20 protein-coding genes are annotated in these 20,725 nt (G+C 61.0%); 10 read left to right on the top strand and 10 right to left on the bottom strand.

What is annotated here, in order from left to right; genetic code table 11:
- Positions 1–726: 726 nt before the first annotated feature.
- Positions 727–1,152, top strand: a complete 426-nt coding sequence (locus GM79_RS01395) for a hypothetical protein (RefSeq protein WP_035558032.1) — start codon at positions 727–729, stop codon at positions 1,150–1,152.
- Between the two features lie 423 nt (positions 1,153–1,575).
- Positions 1,576–2,808, top strand: a complete 1,233-nt coding sequence (locus GM79_RS01390) for an NADP-dependent isocitrate dehydrogenase (protein WP_035558030.1) — start codon at positions 1,576–1,578, stop codon at positions 2,806–2,808.
- A gap of 123 nt (positions 2,809–2,931) precedes the next feature.
- Here GM79_RS01390 and GM79_RS25270 read toward each other — a convergent pair whose 3' ends face one another.
- On the bottom strand, positions 2,932–3,105 hold the full coding sequence (locus tag GM79_RS25270; protein ID WP_161787093.1) for a hypothetical protein: 174 nt from the start codon (positions 3,103–3,105) through the stop codon (positions 2,932–2,934).
- A 299-nt stretch (positions 3,106–3,404) separates the two neighbouring features.
- Between GM79_RS25270 and gndA the strand changes: the two genes are divergently transcribed.
- From gndA to GM79_RS01365, 5 genes are all read left to right on the top strand, one after another.
- Positions 3,405–4,907: an NADP-dependent phosphogluconate dehydrogenase gene (gene gndA, locus GM79_RS01385; RefSeq protein ID WP_072008493.1), complete on the top strand. Its 1,503-nt coding sequence runs from the start codon at positions 3,405–3,407 to the stop codon at positions 4,905–4,907.
- Between the two features lie 203 nt (positions 4,908–5,110).
- The gene (zwf, locus tag GM79_RS01380; RefSeq protein ID WP_035558028.1) at positions 5,111–6,625 is read left to right on the top strand and encodes a glucose-6-phosphate dehydrogenase; all 1,515 of its coding nucleotides are present in this window, start codon (positions 5,111–5,113) and stop codon (positions 6,623–6,625) included.
- A gap of 2 nt (positions 6,626–6,627) precedes the next feature.
- A complete protein-coding gene (pgl, locus tag GM79_RS01375; RefSeq protein WP_051718358.1) occupies positions 6,628–7,365 on the top strand; it encodes a 6-phosphogluconolactonase in 738 nt (245 codons plus the stop codon).
- A gap of 282 nt (positions 7,366–7,647) precedes the next feature.
- Complete coding sequence (locus GM79_RS01370) at positions 7,648–8,112, top strand: hypothetical protein (RefSeq protein ID WP_035558026.1); 465 nt, start codon at positions 7,648–7,650, stop codon at positions 8,110–8,112.
- A 264-nt stretch (positions 8,113–8,376) separates the two neighbouring features.
- Entirely contained in the window at positions 8,377–9,015 is a 639-nt protein-coding gene (locus GM79_RS01365; protein ID WP_035558024.1) for a hypothetical protein, read from the top strand.
- 8 nt (positions 9,016–9,023) lie between these two features.
- On the opposite strand, the gene GM79_RS01360 is transcribed toward GM79_RS01365, so the two are convergent.
- From GM79_RS01360 to GM79_RS01345, 4 genes are all read right to left on the bottom strand, one after another.
- Entirely contained in the window at positions 9,024–10,487 is a 1,464-nt protein-coding gene (locus GM79_RS01360) for a GH1 family beta-glucosidase (RefSeq protein WP_081867483.1), read from the bottom strand.
- A gap of 110 nt (positions 10,488–10,597) precedes the next feature.
- On the bottom strand, positions 10,598–11,620 hold the full coding sequence (locus tag GM79_RS01355) for a glycosyltransferase family protein (protein WP_035558022.1): 1,023 nt from the start codon (positions 11,618–11,620) through the stop codon (positions 10,598–10,600).
- Between the two features lie 47 nt (positions 11,621–11,667).
- Positions 11,668–12,594 carry a UDP-2,3-diacylglucosamine diphosphatase gene (locus GM79_RS01350; protein ID WP_081867482.1) on the bottom strand — a complete coding sequence of 309 codons (927 nt, stop codon included), beginning with the start codon at positions 12,592–12,594 and terminating at the stop codon, positions 11,668–11,670.
- Positions 12,591–12,815 carry a hypothetical protein gene (locus GM79_RS01345; protein ID WP_035558019.1) on the bottom strand — a complete coding sequence of 75 codons (225 nt, stop codon included), beginning with the start codon at positions 12,813–12,815 and terminating at the stop codon, positions 12,591–12,593. The genes GM79_RS01350 and GM79_RS01345 overlap by 4 nt, the downstream gene beginning before the upstream one ends.
- A 233-nt stretch (positions 12,816–13,048) precedes the next feature.
- Here GM79_RS01345 and GM79_RS01340 point away from each other — a divergent pair, with 233 nt between their 5' ends.
- Both GM79_RS01340 and GM79_RS24060 read left to right on the top strand, forming a co-directional pair.
- A complete protein-coding gene (locus GM79_RS01340) occupies positions 13,049–13,639 on the top strand; it encodes a hypothetical protein (protein ID WP_035558017.1) in 591 nt (196 codons plus the stop codon).
- A gap of 31 nt (positions 13,640–13,670) precedes the next feature.
- A complete protein-coding gene (locus GM79_RS24060) occupies positions 13,671–14,795 on the top strand; it encodes a hypothetical protein (RefSeq protein ID WP_051718357.1) in 1,125 nt (374 codons plus the stop codon).
- Between the two features lie 3 nt (positions 14,796–14,798).
- Here the strand turns inward: GM79_RS24060 and GM79_RS01330 are convergent, their stop codons facing one another.
- The 5 genes from GM79_RS01330 to GM79_RS01310 form a co-directional block, all read right to left on the bottom strand.
- Positions 14,799–15,311 (bottom strand): NUDIX domain-containing protein, encoded by a 513-nt coding sequence (locus GM79_RS01330; RefSeq protein ID WP_035558014.1) that lies wholly within the window; start codon positions 15,309–15,311, stop codon positions 14,799–14,801.
- 110 nt (positions 15,312–15,421) lie between these two features.
- The gene (gene rffA / locus GM79_RS01325; RefSeq protein WP_035558011.1) at positions 15,422–16,552 is read right to left on the bottom strand and encodes a dTDP-4-amino-4,6-dideoxygalactose transaminase; all 1,131 of its coding nucleotides are present in this window, start codon (positions 16,550–16,552) and stop codon (positions 15,422–15,424) included.
- 57 nt (positions 16,553–16,609) lie between these two features.
- Positions 16,610–17,335: a GNAT family N-acetyltransferase gene (locus GM79_RS22600; RefSeq protein ID WP_051718356.1), complete on the bottom strand. Its 726-nt coding sequence runs from the start codon at positions 17,333–17,335 to the stop codon at positions 16,610–16,612.
- A complete protein-coding gene (locus GM79_RS01315; RefSeq protein ID WP_035558008.1) occupies positions 17,332–18,291 on the bottom strand; it encodes a glycosyltransferase family 2 protein in 960 nt (319 codons plus the stop codon). The genes GM79_RS22600 and GM79_RS01315 overlap by 4 nt, the downstream gene beginning before the upstream one ends.
- A 336-nt stretch (positions 18,292–18,627) precedes the next feature.
- Positions 18,628–19,140, bottom strand: a complete 513-nt coding sequence (locus GM79_RS01310) for an NUDIX domain-containing protein (protein WP_035558005.1) — start codon at positions 19,138–19,140, stop codon at positions 18,628–18,630.
- Between the two features lie 303 nt (positions 19,141–19,443).
- Between GM79_RS01310 and GM79_RS01305 the strand changes: the two genes are divergently transcribed.
- Positions 19,444–20,725, top strand: a 1,282-nt coding sequence (locus GM79_RS01305) for a DEAD/DEAH box helicase (protein WP_035558002.1), incomplete at its 3' end; no start/stop codon positions are given.

The following is a 20,725-nucleotide window of genomic DNA, read 5'->3' as shown; positions in this document are numbered from 1 at the left end:
GCCTATCTTTATATTTAATTCCTACTGTTCAACGATTTATTTTGAAATAATCCTGTTATTTTTTGAATATAACTCAGAAAATACCGTTTTTTCAGTCTTGCAGGGCACTTGAACGGCACGAACCCCAATGCCGCGAACGGACGCGTTTCTACGCCGTGCTCGCAAACTACTTAGCGAGAAGCATCGGTTTCCGCTTACCGGGCAGCCCAAAGTGTCTATTCGCTGCGAATAAGAAATGGGTATAATCTGTTGAACCGGCCAGTTTATCCACGCGGGACTGGCAGCAGCTGGCACCGCTTTCAATCGTTCGCCGCCGCGGCAAGTGGCCGCTGGCATAAGTGGTAAACGCCATTTTCTACGTACTCACAACCGGATGACCGACACGCTGGGCCACATGCTGGCCAGTCGCGTGCTGCCCGCTACCGACGGCCCGGCCGCCATTGCGTTCGGGGACGGACAGACTGGCGCGCGTAACACCCCCAATTCTCCCCTGCTCAACCAGACCACTTCAGGGTACTTGGGCAGCAGCCAGGACGCTGCCGTAGGATTCGGCGAGGACGACGGCGTTGGGTATGCGGTGGTTACGTTTGAACCATCGATTCAGGTCCGAAGCAGCGCATCAGAACAAGGGCCCAATTGCTACCTTCGCCTCGCATTTAGGACATTCATTCAACTTCGTGACGGGCGGGAGAAGACTGCAGTCCGCTTACGCTCGCCCTTGGGTATATGACTACAGAACTGAAAAACAGCTTTGGCAAGGTGTACCTCACCACGGAGTACGATGCGACCAATGGGTGGGTGTATAACAATTGGACAGGCTACCAGACCTTCTCCGGCATTGTGGTGGGGGCCGATGCGTGCCTGCTCCCACTGCAGGAGCACCACTGCGCTTACCTGCTCAACGACAACCGCGAAGTGGTGGGGCCGTGGAACCACGCCGTGGAATGGATAGTAACGGATTGGGCCCCGCGGGCTATTGCGCAGGGCCTGACCCATTTTGCCAACGTGGTGAGCCCGGAGTCCATGGCGGCGCTGTCGGCGGAAGCCATGCGCCTGGGTTTGGATGGGCAGCTGCAAATGCGCATGTTTGGCGATATCGACGAGGCCAGGGACTGGCTGCGCAAGGCACAAGCCGGGAACGCTGGCAAATAAGCCGGAATCAGGCCAGCCGGAGCATTCGGCATGGACGCTTAGCGGGCGGGTATAATTTCTTGCGTTCCTGCTTGATGAGGCCGGGCATCGCGGTCAATTAAACGCCCCAGGCTTCGAGCGGGGCTGAATAAGAAAATTGACCACCGGAGCCGCCGGCAGACGGAAGCGGCCCGCCCTACCCTGCCCGACGCGCCCAATAAAAACGCCACCGCGCAGCTTTTGATGCGGAAGCGGCGGCCTTTTTAGCACCAAGCGCGGCCTGCTACCTAATGGCCCGGCCCCTTCAACCGGCCTGATAATGGCCCCAACGAGCCGGGGCCGGGCTTGCGATGGCATAATCGGCAACACTGGTACCTTTACCCCCTGCCTACAATGCAGCAGACCCTGTAAAAGCACCTTTCTTTCACCTTCTTCCCACCCGCAATGACCAAAATTAAAGTAGCCAATCCCGTAGTTGAGCTCGATGGCGACGAAATGACGCGCATCATCTGGAAGTTCATTAAAGACAAGCTGATTACGCCCTACCTGGAGCTGGATATCAAGTACTACGACCTCGGCATCGAGTACCGCGACGAAACCAACGACCAGGTGACCATCGACGCGGCCAATGCCATCCGACAGTACGGCGTGGGCATCAAGTGCGCCACCATCACGCCCGACGAAGAGCGGGTGAAGGAGTTCAATCTCAAGCAGATGTGGAAGTCGCCCAACGGCACCATCCGCAACATTCTGGACGGCACCGTGTTCCGCGAGCCCATTGTGATGCGCAACGTGCCCCGGCTGGTGCCCAACTGGACCGCGCCCATCTGCATCGGCCGCCACGCTTTTGGCGACCAGTACCGGGCCACCGATTTGGTGACCAAAGGCAAGGGCAAGCTCACACTCACCTTCACACCCGAAGATGGCGGCGAGGTGCAGTCCTTTGACGTGTATAACTTTAAGGGCGACGGCGTGGCGCTGGCCATGTACAACACCGACGAAAGCATCCGCGGCTTCGCGCACGCCTGCTTCAACCAGGCCCTGATGAAAGGCTGGCCGCTGTATTTGTCCACCAAAAACACCATCCTCAAAAAGTACGATGGCCGCTTCAAGGACATCTTTCAGGAGATTTTTGAGCAGGATTACCAAGGCAAATTCACCGAAGCCGGCATCACCTACGAGCACCGGCTGATTGACGACATGGTGGCCTCGGCCCTGAAATGGCACGGCAACTTTGTGTGGGCCTGCAAAAACTACGACGGCGACGTGCAGAGCGACACCGTGGCCCAGGGCTTCGGCTCGCTCGGCCTGATGACCTCCACCCTCGTCACGCCCGATGGCCAGACCATGGAAGCCGAAGCCGCCCACGGCACCGTGACGCGCCACTACCGCGACCACCAAAAGGGCAAGCCCACGAGCACCAACCCCATCGCCAGCATCTTCGCCTGGACGCGCGGCCTGGAGTTCCGGGGCGTGCTCGACGGCAACCAGGAGCTTATCGACTTCTGCAAAGCCCTGGAGCAAGTGTGCATCGAAACCGTGGAAAGCGGCAAAATGACCAAGGATTTGGCCGTTTGCATCCACGGCAGCAAGGTGGAGCACGGCCGCGACTACCTCTACACCGAGGAGTTTCTGGAAGCGCTGAATGAGAACCTGAAAGCGAAGCTGGCGAAGTAAGCCCTGCGACTTTACAAACTCAAAAAGGTCCTTTCGGAAAGCGGAAGGGCCTTTTTGAGTTTGTAAAGTCGCAGGGCACTGAGTACGCTCTGCCATCCACCGCGTACTTACCGACGCGCCGGCTTATTCGCCCGCAACTGGTGCTTCGGCAGCAGCGGCCCGTTCTTCGGCTTCTTCCAGGTCGTCGAGCCGTTCTTCCTTTTGCCAGATTCGCTCGGGGTTGAGCAGGCCAGTGTAGGCGGCGAGGTCTTCGAGCAGGTGGTCGTCTTCGGGTTCGGGTGCGGCATTAGGTTCCATGGCCGAAATAAGCGAATATTCGGCACTTCGCTGCCCATACCGTGGCGCCGGAACAATTGGATTGCCGGCGCCGGCGCGGGCGGTGTCGGAGCGGAGCAGCGTGGCGCGGGCCCTTTCCCTACGGGCGGCACTGGCGGTAACCAATCGGTTATTCTCCCGTTTGGTTAGAAGCCCGACCGTAGTTAAAACAGCTTTTGCCGCCCGATTCTTTCCGGCAAAAGGCATCATTTGACGGCATTCACGCGGAGCCGCTTACCTTTTGCGGGCGCAAATGCCCTTACCCCGTTCTCCTTTTCCTTATGAGCACCCCTTCTGATTCTTACGCTTTGGGCATGATTGGCCTCGGCACCATGGGCCGCAACCTGCTGCTAAACCTCGCCGACCATGATTTTGCCGTGGCGGGCTATGACAAGGACGCCGAAAAAATCCAACTGCTGGCGGAAGAAGGGTCGGGCAAGCCGGTGCGGGGCTTCACCGACATCGCGGCCTTCGTGCAAAGCCTGCACACCCCGCGCTCCATTATGCTGCTGGTGCCGGCGGGCAAGATTGTGGATAGCGTGATTGCGGAGCTGCTGCCCCTGCTCACGCCCGGCGACATCATCATCGACGGCGGCAATTCCTATTTCACCGACACCAACCGCCGCGATGCCGCGCTGAGTGCGGCGGGCTTTCACTTCTTCGGCATGGGCATTTCGGGTGGTGAAGAAGGTGCCCGCTTTGGCCCCAGCATGATGCCTGGTGGCGACAAGCAGGCCTACGCCGTGGTGCAGCCCATGTTCGAAGCCATCGCGGCCCGCGCCGAGGATGGCGCGCCCTGCGTGACCTACATCGGGCCCGGCGCGGCCGGCCACTTCGTAAAAATGGTGCACAACGGCATCGAATACGGCTTAATGCAGCTGATTGCCGAAACGTATGAGGTAATGAAGCGCGGCCTGGGTATGGACAATGCTGCCATCGGGCAAGTGTTTGCCCGGTGGAATGCGGGCCGGTTGCAGTCGTTTCTGCTAGACATTACCAAGGACATTTTCGCCTTCCGCGCCCCCAATACCGACCATTTGTTGCTCGACGATATTAAGGACGAGGCCCGCTCCAAGGGCACGGGCAAGTGGACCTCGCAGGTGGCCATGGACCTCGAAGTGCCGCTGCCCACCATCGACACGGCCGTAACCATGCGCAACCTGTCGAAAGCCAAAGCCCTGCGCGAGCAGTTGGCCGAGCTCTACGGCCCCGCGCCCGCGCCGCTGGCCGTGGAAAAGGAAGCATTTCTGGCCAGCCTGGAAGAGGCATTTTTCTTCAACATGGTCGTTACCTACGCGCAGGGCATGCAGCTGCTGGCGCAGGCTTCGGTGGAATATTCTTACGACTTGCAGCTGGCCGAAATCGCCAAAATCTGGCGCGGCGGCTGCATCATTCGCTCCGCGTTTCTCAACGATATTTTCAATGCTTACCAGCAAGCACCGGAACTGGGGCACCTGCTGCTCGATGCCGGCGTGCACGCCCAGGTGAGCCAGGCCGTGCCCGGCACCCGCGCGGTGGTGGCGGCGGCCGTGGCGGCGGGCCTGGCAGTGCCCGCCTACGCGGCATCGCTCGGCTACTTCGATGCGATGCGCAGCGCCCGCCTGCCGTCCAACCTCATTCAGGCCCAGCGCGACTATTTTGGAGCCCACACCTACGAGCTGATTGGCCACGAAGGCGTTTTCCACTCGCAATGGACGCCCGCGCACGAGGACGCGGCCAACAAAACCACCACCCAGGCCGGGCCGGCCACCACCGGCGAGCAGCCCGTGATTCCTAATAAATAAGTACTGTTACGCCGCTCAGGCGTGGACCTCACCCCCTAGCCCCCTCTCCAAAAAAGAGGGGGGACTAGTTTTTAGCCTTAATTCCTAATAACTAGATTTTTAGAACTAGGGCTAGGTCTAGTCCCCCCTCTTTTTTGGAGAGGGGGTTAGGGGGTGAGGTCCACGCCTGAGTAGCGCATTCACCTTTCCCACACCTCTTTCCCATGAGCGCAACTAAAAAAATGCCGCCGACTATCTTCGTGATTTTTGGCGGTACCGGCGATTTGAATGCCCGCAAGCTGGTGCCGGCCCTGTACCATTTGTTTCTCGATGGCTGGCTGCCCGAGCAGTTTGCCCTCATCGGCACAGGCCGCACCGAGCTCACGGACGAGGAATTCCAGAAGCGGATGCTGGACGGCATCAACGCGTTTTCGCGAACCGGCAAGGCCGATAAGGACCAGTGGGCCAAGTTTTCGCCCCACATCGTGTACCAGCTGGCTGATGTGAAAAACGCGGGGGCTTACCAGAAATTCGGCACCCGCATCGCGGCCTACGAAAAGGCGTGGAAGGCGCCCGCCAACGTCATCTATTACCTGGCCGTGGCGCCCGAGTTCTTCCCCATCATTGCCGCCAACCTGGCCGAGAGCAAGCTGGCCGATGATTCCGACCGCACGCGCATCGTCGTGGAAAAGCCGTTTGGCCACGACCTGGACTCCTCGCGCGAGTTGAACCGCCTGCTGGGCCAGATTTTCGACGAGCGCCAGATTTACCGCATCGACCACTACCTGGGCAAGGAAACGGTGCAGAACATCATGGCCTTTCGCTTTGCCAATGCCCTGCTCGAACCGCTCTGGAACCGCAACTACATCGAGCACGTGCAGATTTCGGTGACCGAACAGCTGGGTGTGGGCGACCGCAGCGGCTACTACGACGGCGCCGGCGCCATGCGCGACATGATTCAGAACCACCTGCTGCAGCTACTGTGCCTGGTGGCCATGGAGCCGCCCGTGAATTTCACGGCCGACGAGGTGCGCAACCGCAAGGTGGACGTGCTGCGCGCTATGCGCCGGTTTGCGCCCGAAGACGTGCGCGAATCAGCCGTGCGCGGGCAGTACGGGCCGGGCTGGATGGAAGGGCAGCAAGTGCCCGGCTACCGCCAGGAAACGGACGCCGACCCCAAATCCAACACCGAAACCTTCGCCGCCGTGAAGTTTTTCGTGGATAACTGGCGCTGGCAGGGCGTGCCGTTCTACGTGCGCACCGGCAAGCGCATGCACCGCTCGGCTTCCATCATCACCATCCAGTTCAAGGATACGCCGCACAATATCTTCCCGCCTGAAACGGCCGAAAGCTGGCAACAGAACCGCCTCATTATTAGCATTCAGCCCGAAATGAGCATCCGCCTGCAAGTGCAGGCCAAGCGCCCCGGCCTCGACATGATGCTCAACACCGTGGACATGGTGTTCGACTACAAAGGCACCTACACCAGCGAGGCCCCCGAAGCCTACGAAACGCTGCTGCTCGACACCATGCTCGGCGACCAGACGCTGTTTATGCGCGGCGACCAGGTAGAAGCGGCCTGGGACCTCATCATGCCCATTCTGCAATCGTGGCAGGGCCGCGCCAGCCAGAGCTTCCCCAACTACTCCGCCGATTCCTGGGGCCCGGAGCTGGCCGAAGCCCTGATTGCCCGCGATGGCTTCCACTGGTTCACGCTGCCCCTCACCACCAATAAATAGCCATGACGCTGCATATTCACCCCACCGCCGACGGCGCGCTGCACGACCTGGCCGGTTATTTCTGCGAGCTGGCGGGCCGGGCCACGGCGGCACGCGGTCGGTTTGTGGTAGCGTTGTCCGGCGGCAGCTCCCCGCAGCAGCTCTACGAGCTGCTGGCCTCACCGGCTTACCGCGACCTGATTAGCTGGCGCCAGGTGTATTTCTTCTTCGGCGATGAGCGCTACGTGCCGCCCACCGACGCCGAAAGCAACTACCTGATGGCCCGGACGGCGCTGCTGGCACCCCTCGGCATTTTGCCCGAGCAGGTATTTGCCGTGAACACGGCCCTGCCGCCGGCGGAGGCCGCGCAGGCCTACACCCGCACCCTGGAACAGTTTTTTACGGGCGAGAACGCCCGGTTCGACCTTGTGCTGCTTGGCCTGGGCGATGATGGCCACACCGCCTCGCTGTTTCCGCATACGGCCGTGCTGCACGATGCCAGCCGGGGCGCCAAAGAGGTTTTTCTGGCCGAAAAGCAGGTGTTCCGCATCACGCTCACGGCGCCCCTGCTGAACCGGGCCCGAACGGTGGCCTTTCTGGTGTACGGCGCCGGCAAGGCGGGCGCCGTGGAGCAGGTGCTGGAAGGCGAGCGAAACCCCGACCACCTTCCGGCCCAGCTCATTGCGCCCGCCGGCGAGCTGCACTGGTTTCTGGATGCTGCAGCCGCATCCCTCCTCCCCGATTCGCGGTTGCCGGACTAGTCTCGCGCCGCCGGGAGTCCCGCCCCCCGCCGCCCCTCAATTCTCCTTCGTTTCAGCCAACGGCCTTCTGCCTCGGATGGGTGCCGCCAGATTGTGGCAGCGGATGGCGCCCCAAGCCGCTTGGCCCATTTCCGAAACCAGTGCCCGGCCGGCCTCGCCAGTAATTTGATTTTTACTTGAAAATATTGTTTTTTATCTTTACCTTGTTAACCAACTGCACAAGCCCGGCCTTTTTTTACGCGCTTGCGTAGCAGTCCTGTTCACCTTAATAAAGTTTGCATTATGCGTTACGCCACCCTTCTTCCCCTGGCCCTATTGTTGGGCTGTGCCACGGCCGAGCAACCCGCCGCCGAAGCACCCGCCGCGATGCCGGCCGTTCGGATTGAGCGCGCTTTTGATGTGCCCGCCCTGGTTGGCATGAACGCCGACCAGATTGCCCGGCCTTTATCGGGCCAGTCTACCCGTCCCGACCACGACCGCACGCCAAGAGAGCTGCCCTCGGGTACAACGGAGGCCATCTACACCTATTGGCGCGATACCACGGCACTGGTTGTGAGCTACAACCCCGAAACCCTGCGCATCAACAGCTACTTCATCAAAACCAAGCACGCGCTTACCTCAGACTATACTACACTGCTGAAATTGGCCAATGTAAGTCAGTACGATAAACGCTGGAGCATTGAACCCATGTCCTCCGTGAGCAACCCGCAGCTCTACACCGGAGTGAAGCTCGTGCCGCAACAGTAAACGCTGGAAATCAGAGCTGCCAAGGCACCGAAATGGTCGATTCGTCGGCCGTTTCGGTGCCTTTTCCTGTTTCCACGCTGGTTCATTGCTCCTGGTTTCGACCAACAGGCGGGCGCAGCAAGCGGTTTGCGGCCGAGCTCATACAAGACCTGAAATTGAACCAAAAGTCTTTGAAACGCGGGGTTTTCACTTCTTCCGAAAGTAGGTTTGCGTACTGAAAAACGGGTTGCCCGTTGTATCACCTCCGTTCTAACGCTGCTTCACGTGCCCGATACCGCTCCGACTACTGCCCCAAACGGGCCAACGCTGAATGATTTTGCCACCTTCTACCTGTATGGCCTGACCAGCAACCCTTACCAACAATCAGCTGATTTTGATAAGTTTGGTGAGCTGTATAAGCTCGTCATCGGCGCGCACGGCGGCTTTAGTATCGCCAGCTCGTTCCATCCTTATCAGCTCGTCAGCCCGACGGGAATATCGGTGTGGTACGCGGCGTATGCGCAGTTCTACGCGCAGCCCAACCGCGTGGAGCTGTTTGGAGAAATGACCCTGGAAAAAACGTCGTTTCTGGTAGCGCCGCCTGCGTCATTTGCCGAATACAACGTGTGGTCCGACACCCGCCTCTTGCCCGCCGAAAACCCGGTATTCGGCCGCTACATTCCCTTCGTATTGCCGTTTTTGGTGCGCAAAGCCCCGGACGCTCTGCGCTGGGATGCCGAAATTGCGGCGGCTACCGACGACCGGGAGCGGCTGAGCTGGTACCTCGACGCGGTGAAGGAGGCCCTGCGGTTTGTGCAGCCCGCCCCGGCCCTGCTGCTGGGCTTCGGGGAGTTTGACGAGCAGAACCCTCAGCAATTAGTTGAAAAGTTTATGAGCTGCCGGGCCATGCTGGAAGGTCGCTAGCGCCCGAGCTAGTCCCGCGCGGCGGTGGCCTGCTCCTGCCCGGCGCTGGCGGGCAGCGGCGCGTCACCCAGGAATTGCTGGTACCAGCGGCCCGAGTTTTTCAGGGTGCGCTGCTGGGTTTCATAGTCGACGTGAATGAGTCCGAAGCGCGGCCCGTAGCCCTCGGCCCATTCGAAGTTGTCGGTGAGGCTCCAGGCAAAATAGCCGCCCACGTCCACGCCTTCGCGCTGGGCCCGCAGCACCTGGCCCACGGCCGCTTGCAGGTAGGCCCGCCGCGCAGGGTCGTCGACTACTCCACCAATTGCCACATCCGGAAACGCTGAGCCACTTTCAGTTACCAACAGCTTTGGTGCATTTGGATAAGCTGAAAACTGTTTTAACATTTGGTAAATCGACTCCGGATACACTTCCCAGCCCATGTCCGTGTACGGCACGCCGCGCTGTTTGGCGGGCACCAGCGTGGCCCACTGCAAGGGCAGCCAGGGCGAAAACTTCACCACTTCGCGGGTGTAGTTCTGCACGCCCCAGAAGTCGAAATCGAACTGCATGCGCTGGTCGTCGCCGGGTTTTTGGTAGCGTTCGAGCAGCCAGCGCAGGGCTGGCAGCTCGGCCAGCGGGTAGCCCAGGCCCAGGGTCGGCTCCACAAAAAATCGGTTCAGGATGGCATCGGCGCGGCGGGTGGCAGCTTCGTCGCGGGCATGGCCGGGGCGGTGCGGCGTGAGGTAAGAGCAGGAAAACGTGGTGCCAATGCGGGCCGAATCCGGCAGGTGGGCCCGCAGCGCCCGGCCGCCCTCGGCCTGCGCCAGCGTGGCGTGGTGGGCCGCCGCCAGAAACGCCCCCAAATGCCGCCGGCCGGGCGCGTGCACGCCCAGCAAATGCCCGGCGCCCACAAACACCATGGGCTCGTTGAGCACGGCCCAGTGCGCCACCCGGTCGCCGAGGCGGCGGGCCATCACTTGCGCGTAGTCCGAAAACCAGCCTACGATGTTGCGGTTGGCCCAGCCGCCACGCGCCTGCAGAGCACTGGGCAAATCCCAATGATAGAGCGTGAGCCAGGGCTGCAGGTCGCGCTCGAGGCAGGCATCCACCAGCCTATCATAAAAATCCAGCCCCCGGCGGTTCACGGCGCCCAAGCCCTCGGGTAGCACCCGCGACCACGCCGCCGAGAAGCGGAAATCCGTCAGGCCCATGCCCTGCGCCAGGTCCAGGTCAGTTTCGTGGCGGTGGTAAAAATCGGCGGCCACGCGCCCGTGCTCGCCGCGCCTAATGGTGCCTTTTCGGCGCGTGAAATCATCCCAGATACTCGGGCCCTTGCCCTGGTGCTGCCAGGCGCCTTCGGTTTGGTAGGCCGCCGCGGCCGCGCCCCAGTGGAAGCCGGCCCCGAAATCGGCGCGGGAAAAAGGCAGTGGGGCCGTGGCCGGGTAGAAGGCCGCCGGCAGCGGTTCAATGAGTTGAGGCGGAAGTTTAATCATGCGCAGGGCGCGAAAGCAGCAGAAACAGGAAATAAATACTTAGCCGGCCCGCACGCCGGATTGGGTCGCGCGCCGCCCTAAAAGTGGGGGTGCGCAAACAATTACCCGCATCACAACGCGTTTTCTACCCGCTTGCGTTGCAGCTGCTCCCGCAAAAGCTGGTCGATAATGGCGGCGGTTTGGTCCTGGTAGTCCACGCGCACCGTGTCGTCCTGGTTCAGCCACTGGTCTACTTTGTCCAGGTTTTTGTCCTTCAGGTTTTTGATGACGGGCACACCCATTTTTGCCAGGGCGGCGGCGTTGCATTGCTGCTCATACTGCTGTTTCATGGGCATCACGAGTAGCTTTTTGCCGAGGTGCAGGGCCTCGGCGGGCGTTTCGAAGCCGGCGCCGCACAGCACCCCGGCTGCGCGGGCCATGCTGGCCAGAAACGCCGGGCCGTTCACAGGCCACACCCGCACGTTGCCGTACGTGGCGGCGTCCTTGCTGTGCTTGCTGAATACCTCCCACTGCACACTACGGCTCAGGTGCTGCAGCCGCTCCACCAAAATCGCCTCTTCAAACGCCGGCAGATACACCGTGTAGTGCCCTTCGTTGGTCGGGCTCAGCTCGCGCACCTGCTGCCGGATGACGGGCGTGAAAATGCCCGGCGCGTAGGCCTGGAAGTGAAAGCCGTACTGCGCCGTGCTGGGCGCGTAGTGCTTGAGCACGGCCCGGCCCGCCGGGTCTTCCTCGTCGGGCCGCGGGGCGTTGGCGTGCAGCACCGCGCTCTGGTGGCTCAGGGCCACGCACGGGACTTCGCGCAGCTTGCACGCCCAGCTCGACACCGGCTCAAAGTCGCTGACCACCAAATCGTAGCTTTCCACCGCCAGGTGCCGCACTTCCCGCAGAAACTTGGCCGAGTTGAACTGCCAGAAGGTTTTCACGAAGTCGATGCCGCCCTTTTTGCCAAAGGCAAAGCCCATGCCCTGCGCCCGGTACCGGACGTCAAAAGGGAGCGTGAGGTCGGCGGGCGGGCCGCTCACCAGGATATCAAGCTGGCTGCAGCGGGCCTGCAGCAGCGGCACCACGTCGAGGGCGCGGGTCAGGTGGCCGTTGCCGGTGCCTTGGATGGCGTAAAGAATACGGGGCATTCGTGAGGGAAAACGGGTTCTACGCCATTGAGCGAACAATGACCAACTTACTTAATCTTGAATTCGGCCAGCAGCTCCTCCAACAGGGCCGCCGGATTGGCATCGGTCAGGGCATCGGCCGCATCAATGGCGTCGGCTTCGGGGGTTTGCATGCGCGGGTCGTCGTTGTAATAATATAGCTGCCAGCCGGTTTCGGGCGTGTATTCCAGGGCCGTCAGGTTTTCAACCCAATCGCCGGAGTTCAGGTAAATCACCTCCCCTTTTTCAGTGGTCAGCGTTTTGATTTCGGGCTGATGAATGTGCCCGCAGGCCACGTAGCGGTAGCCCTCATCGGCGGCGATGGCGGCGGCGGTCTGCTCAAAGTTACTCACGGCCGCCACGGCCGTTTTCACCCGCTCCTTCACCAGCTTGGACAGCGCCACGCGGGGACGGCCCAGCTTATGAAGCAGGAAATTGACCGACCGGTTGATGAGAATGAGCAGGTCGTAGCCGTGCCCGCCCAGCCGGGCCAGCCAGCGCGAATGCCGCATGGTCACGTCGAACACATCGCCGTGAAACAGCCAGGTGCGGCCGTGGGGCAGGTCGAGCACCAGTTTGTTGGCAAGGCGAAAATGGCCCAGTTTCAGCCCGGCAAACTTGCGCAGCAGCTCGTCGTGGTTGCCGGTCAGGTAATGGATTTTGGTGCCCTTCGCCGCCAGGCCGGCCAGGTAGCGCACCACCCGCATGTGCGCCGGCGGCCAGTAGTTTTTGCTGAACTGCCAGATGTCCACGATGTCGCCGTTGAGCACCAGCACCTGCGGCCGGATGCTTTTGAGGTAGCGCAGCAGCTCCTGGGCGTGGCAGCCGTAGGTGCCCAGGTGCACGTCGCTCACCACGGCCACCTGCACGCGGCGCTTGCGGGGCGGCTTGCTCTTCACGGCCCGCGCCGGGTCGGCAGCGCCTGGTTTCGTTATGGTAGCTGTTTTATTGCTCATGCGGCGGCCGAATGGGCGAACCGGGCTCCGCGCGACGGCCCGGCAATTCGGCGCGGCCGGATAGCCGGACCCGTCCGCCGTGCCCCCCCGCCCCCAAACGCCGAGCGCAGGCCGGCCAAGGTGTGCAGCCCAAACGCCACCCACAGCGCCAGCCGAAACAATTCGCAAACGAGCCAGCGCCCCAGCCGGCGCAGCCCCAAAGCCAGAGCAGGAAAATACATGGCAAGTCGATGGGTAAATGATGGTTTTATCCTGTTGCCAAAATTCGGGCGGGGCCGTGTTGCTTTCGTTATCGGCGCGTTATGCTTGTATAAAGACTCAGGGCCTAAGTCAATAATTTCTACCTTTTCGAGCCACTGCCCCCATGGTTCGGGCGGGATGTAGTTTCTTTGTAGCCTTGTCTATTTCTAGCACTCATTCGATTTCCAGTTACTTCTTTAATTCAATCCCCTTTATGCCCACTTTTCCTCGCTTGGTTCGCAATCTGCTCACGGTTGGCGTCTTCACTTTATTGGCCGGCACGGCGCTGGCCCAGCCCACCGGCAAGGCGGCCAAGGGCCGGAGCCGCTACACATTTGCCCAGAAAGACGCCGTGTCGCCCTACGTGAAGAACGTAACCAAAAACACCGACGAAGACCAGGACGTGGACGGCTCCTTCACCCGCATCGGCTATCGGTCCTACAGCGACTTACTCACCGAAGTGGAAGCCCTGCGCAAGCTCAAGGACTGGGCCGATACTACCTACCAGCGCCGCGTAGCCGCCATTCCGCCCGGCGGCGCGCTGCTGGTTACCATTCACCGCCAAGGCCCTAAAAACGCCGAGCTTTCCAACCTCACCCTTACCGTCACGGACAAGGCCGGTAAGGAAGTCCTCGTTCAAACCCTGGAGCCCGGCGCCGGCCGCTTCTTCGGCCGCGACCTCTACCAGGCCCAGCGCGCCCTGCCCTTCCCCAAAATGGAAGCCCAGGAGCTAAATGTGAGCATCCGCGACGCCAAGCTGTACCAGACCTTTGATTATATCCTGGAGCTGCCGGCGGCGCAGTAATGCTGCCTGATTATTATTTAACCTGCTGATAATGAAACGGCGAGTAGCACTAATTTTCGTAGTGCTACTCGCCGTTTTTCTTTGCGCCCTTAGCCTGGGCAACCATCATGCGCCGGCCCAACCAGCGCTGCGGAAGAAAGCCCGGTATCTGGAGCGCATGATTAGCGTAGCGCCCGACAGCCCTTCCGACCTCGCAAAGCTCAAGGCACTCAACCCCGAATGGGCGCTATTCTCCCTTTCTTTCTCGGTGTACGCCCTCACCAACATGGCCGAACGGGACCCGAATTTTCGGGCTGAAGCCGCGCATTACGCGCAGCTGGCCATCCAAAAAGTGCTAACCGAGAACATCAGCGCCTTTGCCCGCACCGCCGATTCGCCACCGCTGCAAATTGATACGGCCGGCTCCGTGCTCTACCTCGGCCACCTCAACCTGATGCTGGGCTGCCACCGGCTGCTCGACCCCGCCTCCCGCTTCGCCGGCCTCCACGACACCCTTTCCCGCGTGCTGCACGGCCGCTACCGGCGTGCGCCCTCCCACTGCCTGCCGTCGTATCCCAACCAAACCTGGGTGCCGGATAACACCGTGGCCCTAGCCTCGTTGAGCCTGCACAGCCAGCTCACCGGCAGCCGGTACGGGCAGTATTGCGCCCAATGGGTCACCTACGCCCGCCAGCACCTCACCGATAAAAGTTCGGGCCTCCTGTTTTCCCGGCCCGCAACCCCTGACCACGAAGCGGAAGAGCCCCGCGGCTCCATGCTCAGCTGGAGCATCGCCTTCCTGTACCGCTTCGACCCCGCCTATGCCGCCGCGCAATACCGGCTTTACCAACAACAATTCAGCACCAACCTGGGCGTGGTGCGGATGTACAAAGAATGGCCCGGCCGCTTCGCTACCACAACCGGCGACATCGACAGCGGCCCGCTCATATTGGGCTACGGAATCCCTGCCACTGCTTTTGCATTCGGCAACGCCGTGGCCCTGCGCGACTGGCGCAATGCCCAGCGCCTGCGCCGCGTCATCAGCCTCGGCAGCCGCGAAACAGAAACGGCAGCTGAAATACAGTATGGCATCCGCGTGGTGGATTTGCCGGTGAGCCCGCTCGCGGAGGCCCTGCTGCTGCACGCGGAGACGATGACGCCATGGGAGGCATTCTAAATCTTACCCCCGCAGCCGCACCCACTGCACGGCCAGCACCGTTTTAGCATCGCGCAACGGCTCGGCCAGCAGCGCCTCCCAGCTGAGCTCCACCATTTCGATGTGCTCGTTTTCTTCAGCCAGCCCGCCGCCAGCGCCGGTTTTGCGGCTCACTTCTGCGTAGAATACGGTAATTTCTTCGGAGCTGGTACCCGGCGAGGGCCAGATGCACACGATTTCTTCCAGGTGGTCCACCTCGTAGCCCAGCTCCTCATGAATCTCGCGGCGCACGGCAGTTTCGGGGGCTTCGTTGCCGTCTATCATGCCGGCGGCTATTTCTAGGAGGTCGGCTTCGGGGCCGATGCGGAACTGGCGGTTGAGGACGTACACCTGCCGAGCCGTATCGTAGACCAGGGCGGCCACGGCCTTGCCGGGCGCAAACTGCTCGCGCCGCAGCCGCTGGTCGCCGTCCTGAACGATTAGCTGGTCGACTTTGTAGTGACCATCGAATACCTGGGTCCGGTCGATAATCTGCATGTTCGGATTATTAGGTTGTACTTCTGTTGAAACCAGGACTGCCAGGAATCATCGGCCTTACTGAACGCGCGAGATAGACGCCGATTTGCACCCCGACCCAACTAGCTGTATTAATGGTAGAAGGCACCAACGGCTTCAATCACCCGCTGCTGCAACTCGGGATGTAGCTCGTAATAAAGCGGGAGCCGCACTAAGCAATCGGTGTAGTGGTCGGCCCAGGGCAACGCGCGGCCATCGTGCTTCTCCTGATAAAACGGACTTTTATGCAAGGACAAATAATGGAAAACGGGCAGAATCTGTCGTTCGCGCAGGTAGGCAATGAGGGCGGTACGTTCGTCCAGACTCCGGCATACCAGGTAAAACATGTGCCCGTTGTTGGTGGCATAGTCCGGGATGACGGGCAAGCCGATGCCCAGTTTTAGCAGCGGCAAAAATGCTTCGCGATACCGTTGCCAGATTTCCTTGCGCCGCCCTTGTATCTCGGCCAGGTGCTCTACCTGCGCCCACAGGAAGGCCGCGATAATGTCAGAGGGCAAGAAGCTCGACCCCACGTCAACCCAGCCATATTTATCGACCTCGCCCCGGAAAAAGGACGACCGATTGGTCCCTTTCTCCCGGATAATTTCGGCGCGCTCCGCGTAGCGGGCATCGTTTATTACCAGCATGCCACCTTCGCCGGCAATAATATTTTTGGTTTCGTGAAAAGAGAAGGCGGCCAGCTCCCCCAGCGAGCCTAAGGGCCGACCTTTATAGAAGCTATCGACAGCCTGAGCGGCATCTTCCACCACCGCCAGCCCGTGCCGGTCGGCCACACCCCGGATGGCGTCCATGTCGCAGGCAATGCCCGCATAATGCACCGGCACGATGGCCCGCGTACGCGACGTGACGAGGCCTTCGAGTGAGGCCACGTCGAGGTTGGGGTTTTCGGAGGTACTGTCGACGAACACAATTTTAGCTCCCCGCAGCACGAAGGCGTTTGGGGTGCTCACAAAGGTGTAGGAAGGCACAATCACCTCATCACCCGGCTGCACATCGAGCAGCAGGGCCGCCATTTCCAGCGCGTCGGTGCAGCTGGTGGTAAGCAAGGCTTTGTGAACCCCCAGCTGCTGCTCAAAAAACTGGTGACAGCGCTTAGTGAAGGTGCCGTCGCCCGAAATCTTGCCCGAGCGCACGGCTTCTTCGATGTACTGGATTTCGCCCCCCGATAGGTAGGGCTTGTTGAAGGGAATGGCGGGTAGCATGGATGTCACGGTTAGCGGCCGTAAAGATGGGGCCGCAGGCGCTTCATACCGCGCTTTCTAATTTAGCCATAGGTGGTAGATGTGCTCTTCACTCTCGGGGAGGAAGCCACATTTCTCGTAAAAGCGGCAGGCCGCCACGTTGTCGCCCTGCGTCACAACCTGCAACGTAGCAAAACCCCAGGCCGCTGCCTGCGCGCGGGCTGCCGCTACCAGCTGCTGGCCCCCGCGCTGCCCCCGCGCGGCCACATCCACGGCCAGCAAGCCAATATCGGCCCGGCCGTTTTTCTCGCCCAGGGTGAGCAAGCCGGCTTCCGGGTCTTGCGCACTACGCCACACCAGCACCCGGCGGGCAAGCTCACCGGAAAGGGAGTTGCGCAACCATTGGCTGTACAGTTCCTGGAAAACACCGGGCTGGAAGCGCCTATCGAGCCGAAAACGAGAGTATTCCCCACTCTGCCACGCCAACGACTCCAATTGCATTGAGTAAGCGGTTGCGTCGCTAATGGCGGGACTGATGGACACCGCATCCGCCGCCGTTAGCGCCATAGCATAGGTTACTTTGCGGTCGGCCAGCCCGGAACCAGCTTGGCGCAGGGCTTCTCCCCCGGCCGTATCGGTGGGCAGGACAATGGCGTAGAGCAGGCGGTAGCCGGCCTGACGTGCTTCGGCCACGGCTGCCGCGATGGCTGAGGCACCCAGCCCTCCCGCAGCGAGCCGGGCCACCGGGAAACCCAGAAAATCACTGTCCCAGGCAAGGTGCTGAAGTGGGGAAGCAGCCGTCATGAAGCGGGGACAGTATCAGTATCGGTCCGAATATCAATCAAGTAGATAGGACGGTTTTTCACCTGCTCAAAAGTTCTGCCGATATAGAGGCCAACCATGCCGAGCACCGACAAAATCAAACCGGCAAAAAACCAGATGGATATAACCAGACTAGCATAACCGGGCTGCCAGTCGTGTCCCAGCAGGTAGCGAATCAGGGTGACGAGGACCAGCACGAAGGCGCACGCCGAGATACCCAGGCCCAGCTTTATGGTCAGGCGCAGCGGTTTATCGGAATACGCCAAAATAATGTCCAGCGCTAAGTTCAGGAGCCCCCGTAAGTTGTAGCTGCTACCGCCTTCGGGGCGCTCCGCGTGGTCCACGGCCAGCCCACCCACCCGAAAACCCACCCAGCGCACCATGGTCGGAAAGTAGCGGATACTTTCGCGCATAGCCAGCACGGCAGCTATCACCTTGCGGTGGTAAATACCGAAATTAGCAATAGCAGGGTCCTGCTTGGTTTCCGTCAGGTACGACAAGGCTCGGTAGAACCAGCGGGAGCCCGCCCGCTTGAGCCAAGAGTCCCGGCGTTCCACCCGCCGGGCAAACACGAGGTCGTAGGCCTCCGCTTTTGCGTAATTATAGAGCCGGGGGATTTCTTCGGGCTGGTCCTGCAAGTCGCAATCCATCACCACTATCCATTCGCCTCTTGCTTGCTCAAGGCCCGCCGTGATGGCTTTGTGCTGCCCAAAATTGCGTGATAAGCGCACTCCTCGCACGCGTGGGTCGCGCCGGGCATGAGCGGCAATAAGTTGCCAGGAATTATCCGGCCCCCGGTCGTCGACCAAAATTATTTCATAATTGGACGTGATAGTTTCCAGACTGAGCTGGAGCCGGCGCACCAGCTCGTTAAGTAAATTTTCAGCTTTATAAACGGGGCTAACGATGGAAATTAACACTCCTGTTGGATTGGGCATCGGGTTGACTTTTGCTTGATTAGATGCTTTAAACCAGAAAAAAGCTGTTTCAACTCACAGCTGCTGTTCCTCTGATTTGGCCCCGCAAGATAGCCGTTGGCAGCAAGCACACCCGATATAGAAACTCACTACCCGTGCTGCTTTATCACGTCCAATACCGTTTTCAACCAGCTGATAAGTGCCCACGCCACCTGCTACCCAGCGGCGGCCTGCAGTAACCCAGAAATACTGATGCTGCATTCGCAACTGGAAAAGCTGCTGCTACCGGGCTATCTCTCAAGGTTGAAAATTCAGGTGCGGATTTCCATGCGAAAGCGCAGCATTCACCGTTCCGTTTCACCCTCGCAGCCGCAGCCACTGCACGGCCAGCACCGTCTTGGCATCGCGCAAGGGCTCGGCCAGCAGCGCCTCCCAGCTCAGCTCCACCATTTCGATGTGCTCGTTTTCTTCGGCCAGCCCGCCGCCAGCGCCGGTGCGGCGGCTTACCTCGGCGTAGAACACGGTGATTTCCTCGGAGCTGGTACCCGGTGAGGGCCAGATGCACACGATTTCTTCCAGGTGGTCCACCTCGTAGCCCAGCTCCTCATGAATCTCGCGGCGCACGGCGGTTTCGGGGGCTTCGTTGCCGTCTATCATGCCGGCGGCTATTTCTAGGAGGTTGGCTTCGGGGCCGATGCGGAACTGGCGGGTGAGGACGTACACCTGCCGGGCCGTGTCGTAGACCAGGGCGGCCACGGCCTTGCCGGGCGCAAACTGTTCGCGCCGCAGCCGCTGGTCGCCGTCCTGAACGATTAGCTGGTTGACTTTGTAGTGACCGTTGAATACCTGGGTCCGCTCGATAATCTGCATGTTCGGATTACTATGTTGTACCTTTGTTGACACCAGGGCCGCCGTCGGAGCAGCCCGCTGCCCGGCTGCGTCGGGCAAAGCCACGCGCCTCGGCTGCCTCCGCAAGTAAGCGCACCTCACCCCAACTTCTCTTCATTCAGGGAATCTGACGGCCTCCGACGAGCCGCCAACCCCGCCCACGCCCGGCACCGTCCGGCGTGGCCATGCCCGCCTGTGCTTCCGCACGAGGCGCCCCCTATTGCTGCGCGGCCCCTTATTGGCCCCAGCCCCCACCCGAACTATTCGAGTACCAAACCCCCACACATGACGTTTGACGATTTAAACCTGATTGACCCCATCCTCAAAGCCCTCAAAGAGGAAGGATACACTACCCCCACTCCTATTCAGGAGCAAGCCATTCCCCACGTGCTCGAAGGCAAAGACCTGCTGGGCGTAGCCCAGACCGGCACCGGCAAAACGGCCGCCTTCACCGTTCCCATTCTGCAGGTGCTGCACCGCACCGCGCAGGTGTCGAACCACGCCCCGCGCGCCATTCGCTGCCTCGTGCTCACGCCCACGCGCGAGCTGGCCATCCAAATCAACGAAAGCTTCGGCGCCTACGGCCGCCACCTGAGCCAGATTCGCCACACCGTTATTTTCGGTGGCGTGAGCCAGGGCTCGCAGGTGGCGCAGCTCAAGCGCGGCGTAGAAGTACTCATCGCTACCCCCGGCCGCCTGCTCGACCTCATGAACCAGGGCTTCGTAGACCTGCGCCAGGTGGAAGTATTTGTGCTCGACGAAGCCGACCGCATGCTCGACATGGGCTTCATCAACGACATCAAGCGCATCCTGCCCAAGCTGCCCGCCAAACGCCAGACCCTGTTCTTCTCGGCCACCATGCCCGGCCAGATTCAGGAGCTGGCCGGCACCATCCTGCGCCCCAACCCGGTGCGCGTGGCCGTGACGCCCGTAAGCAGCACCGCCGATACCGTCACCCAATCGGTGTACCTGGTGGAGAACAACGACAAGCCCGCCCTGCTCCGCCACATCCTGCAGGACCGCGAGATTAAGCGGGTGCTGGTTTTCACCCGCACCAAGCACGGTGCCGACAAAGTGGTGAAAGCCCTGGCCGCCAACCAGATTCCGGCCGAAGCCATTCACGGCAACAAAAGCCAGAACCACCGCCAGCGGGCCCTGTCCAACTTCAAAGCCGGCAGCACCCGCGTGCTGGTGGCCACCGACATCGCCGCCCGCGGCATCGACGTGGACGAGCTGACTCACGTTATCAACTACGAAATCCCGAACGAGCCCGAAACCTACGTGCACCGCATTGGCCGCACTGGCCGGGCCGGCGCGTTCGGCACCGCGTTTTCGTTTGTGGAAGACGAGGAGCGCGCTTACCTGCAGGATATCCAGAAGCTCATCAGCCGCCAGATTGACATCGAAGCCGAGCATCCGTTCGTATCGGGCCGCATCAAACCCGTCATGCTGCACGGCAACGAGCGCATCATCCGGCCCAAGGGCCCGGCGGGTCGTCCGGCCCGCTCCGGCCCCCGCGAAGGTGGCAACGGCGGCGGCGGTCGTTCCGGCGGTGGCCAGGGCGGCG

It is taken from the genome of Hymenobacter sp. IS2118 (assembly GCF_000715495.1).
In the GTDB taxonomy this organism is placed as follows: Bacteria; Bacteroidota; Bacteroidia; order Cytophagales; family Hymenobacteraceae; genus Hymenobacter.
Note: the sequence above shows the minus strand (reverse complement) of the source record. Positions and strands in the feature narration are given on the sequence as shown.

What these genes read in the sequence shown, in the direction of transcription:
- GM79_RS01395 (WP_035558032.1), top strand. Translation starts at nt 727, where the DNA reads ATGACTACAGAACTGAAAAACAGCTTTGGCAAGGTGTACCTCACCACG.
- GM79_RS01390 (WP_035558030.1), top strand. Translation starts at nt 1,576, where the DNA reads ATGACCAAAATTAAAGTAGCCAATCCCGTAGTTGAGCTCGATGGCGAC.
- GM79_RS25270 (WP_161787093.1), bottom strand. Translation starts at nt 3,105, where the DNA reads ATGGAACCTAATGCCGCACCCGAACCCGAAGACGACCACCTGCTCGAA.
- gndA (WP_072008493.1), top strand. Translation starts at nt 3,405, where the DNA reads ATGAGCACCCCTTCTGATTCTTACGCTTTGGGCATGATTGGCCTCGGC.
- zwf (WP_035558028.1), top strand. Translation starts at nt 5,111, where the DNA reads ATGAGCGCAACTAAAAAAATGCCGCCGACTATCTTCGTGATTTTTGGC.
- pgl (WP_051718358.1), top strand. Translation starts at nt 6,628, where the DNA reads ATGACGCTGCATATTCACCCCACCGCCGACGGCGCGCTGCACGACCTG.
- GM79_RS01370 (WP_035558026.1), top strand. Translation starts at nt 7,648, where the DNA reads ATGCGTTACGCCACCCTTCTTCCCCTGGCCCTATTGTTGGGCTGTGCC.
- GM79_RS01360 (WP_081867483.1), bottom strand. Translation starts at nt 10,487, where the DNA reads ATGATTAAACTTCCGCCTCAACTCATTGAACCGCTGCCGGCGGCCTTC.
- GM79_RS01355 (WP_035558022.1), bottom strand. Translation starts at nt 11,620, where the DNA reads ATGCCCCGTATTCTTTACGCCATCCAAGGCACCGGCAACGGCCACCTG.
- GM79_RS01350 (WP_081867482.1), bottom strand. Translation starts at nt 12,594, where the DNA reads ATGAGCAATAAAACAGCTACCATAACGAAACCAGGCGCTGCCGACCCG.
- GM79_RS01345 (WP_035558019.1), bottom strand. Translation starts at nt 12,815, where the DNA reads ATGTATTTTCCTGCTCTGGCTTTGGGGCTGCGCCGGCTGGGGCGCTGG.
- GM79_RS01340 (WP_035558017.1), top strand. Translation starts at nt 13,049, where the DNA reads ATGCCCACTTTTCCTCGCTTGGTTCGCAATCTGCTCACGGTTGGCGTC.
- GM79_RS24060 (WP_051718357.1), top strand. Translation starts at nt 13,671, where the DNA reads ATGAAACGGCGAGTAGCACTAATTTTCGTAGTGCTACTCGCCGTTTTT.
- GM79_RS01330 (WP_035558014.1), bottom strand. Translation starts at nt 15,311, where the DNA reads ATGCAGATTATCGACCGGACCCAGGTATTCGATGGTCACTACAAAGTC.
- rffA (WP_035558011.1), bottom strand. Translation starts at nt 16,552, where the DNA reads ATGCTACCCGCCATTCCCTTCAACAAGCCCTACCTATCGGGGGGCGAA.
- GM79_RS22600 (WP_051718356.1), bottom strand. Translation starts at nt 17,335, where the DNA reads ATGACGGCTGCTTCCCCACTTCAGCACCTTGCCTGGGACAGTGATTTT.
- GM79_RS01315 (WP_035558008.1), bottom strand. Translation starts at nt 18,291, where the DNA reads ATGCCCAATCCAACAGGAGTGTTAATTTCCATCGTTAGCCCCGTTTAT.
- GM79_RS01310 (WP_035558005.1), bottom strand. Translation starts at nt 19,140, where the DNA reads ATGCAGATTATCGAGCGGACCCAGGTATTCAACGGTCACTACAAAGTC.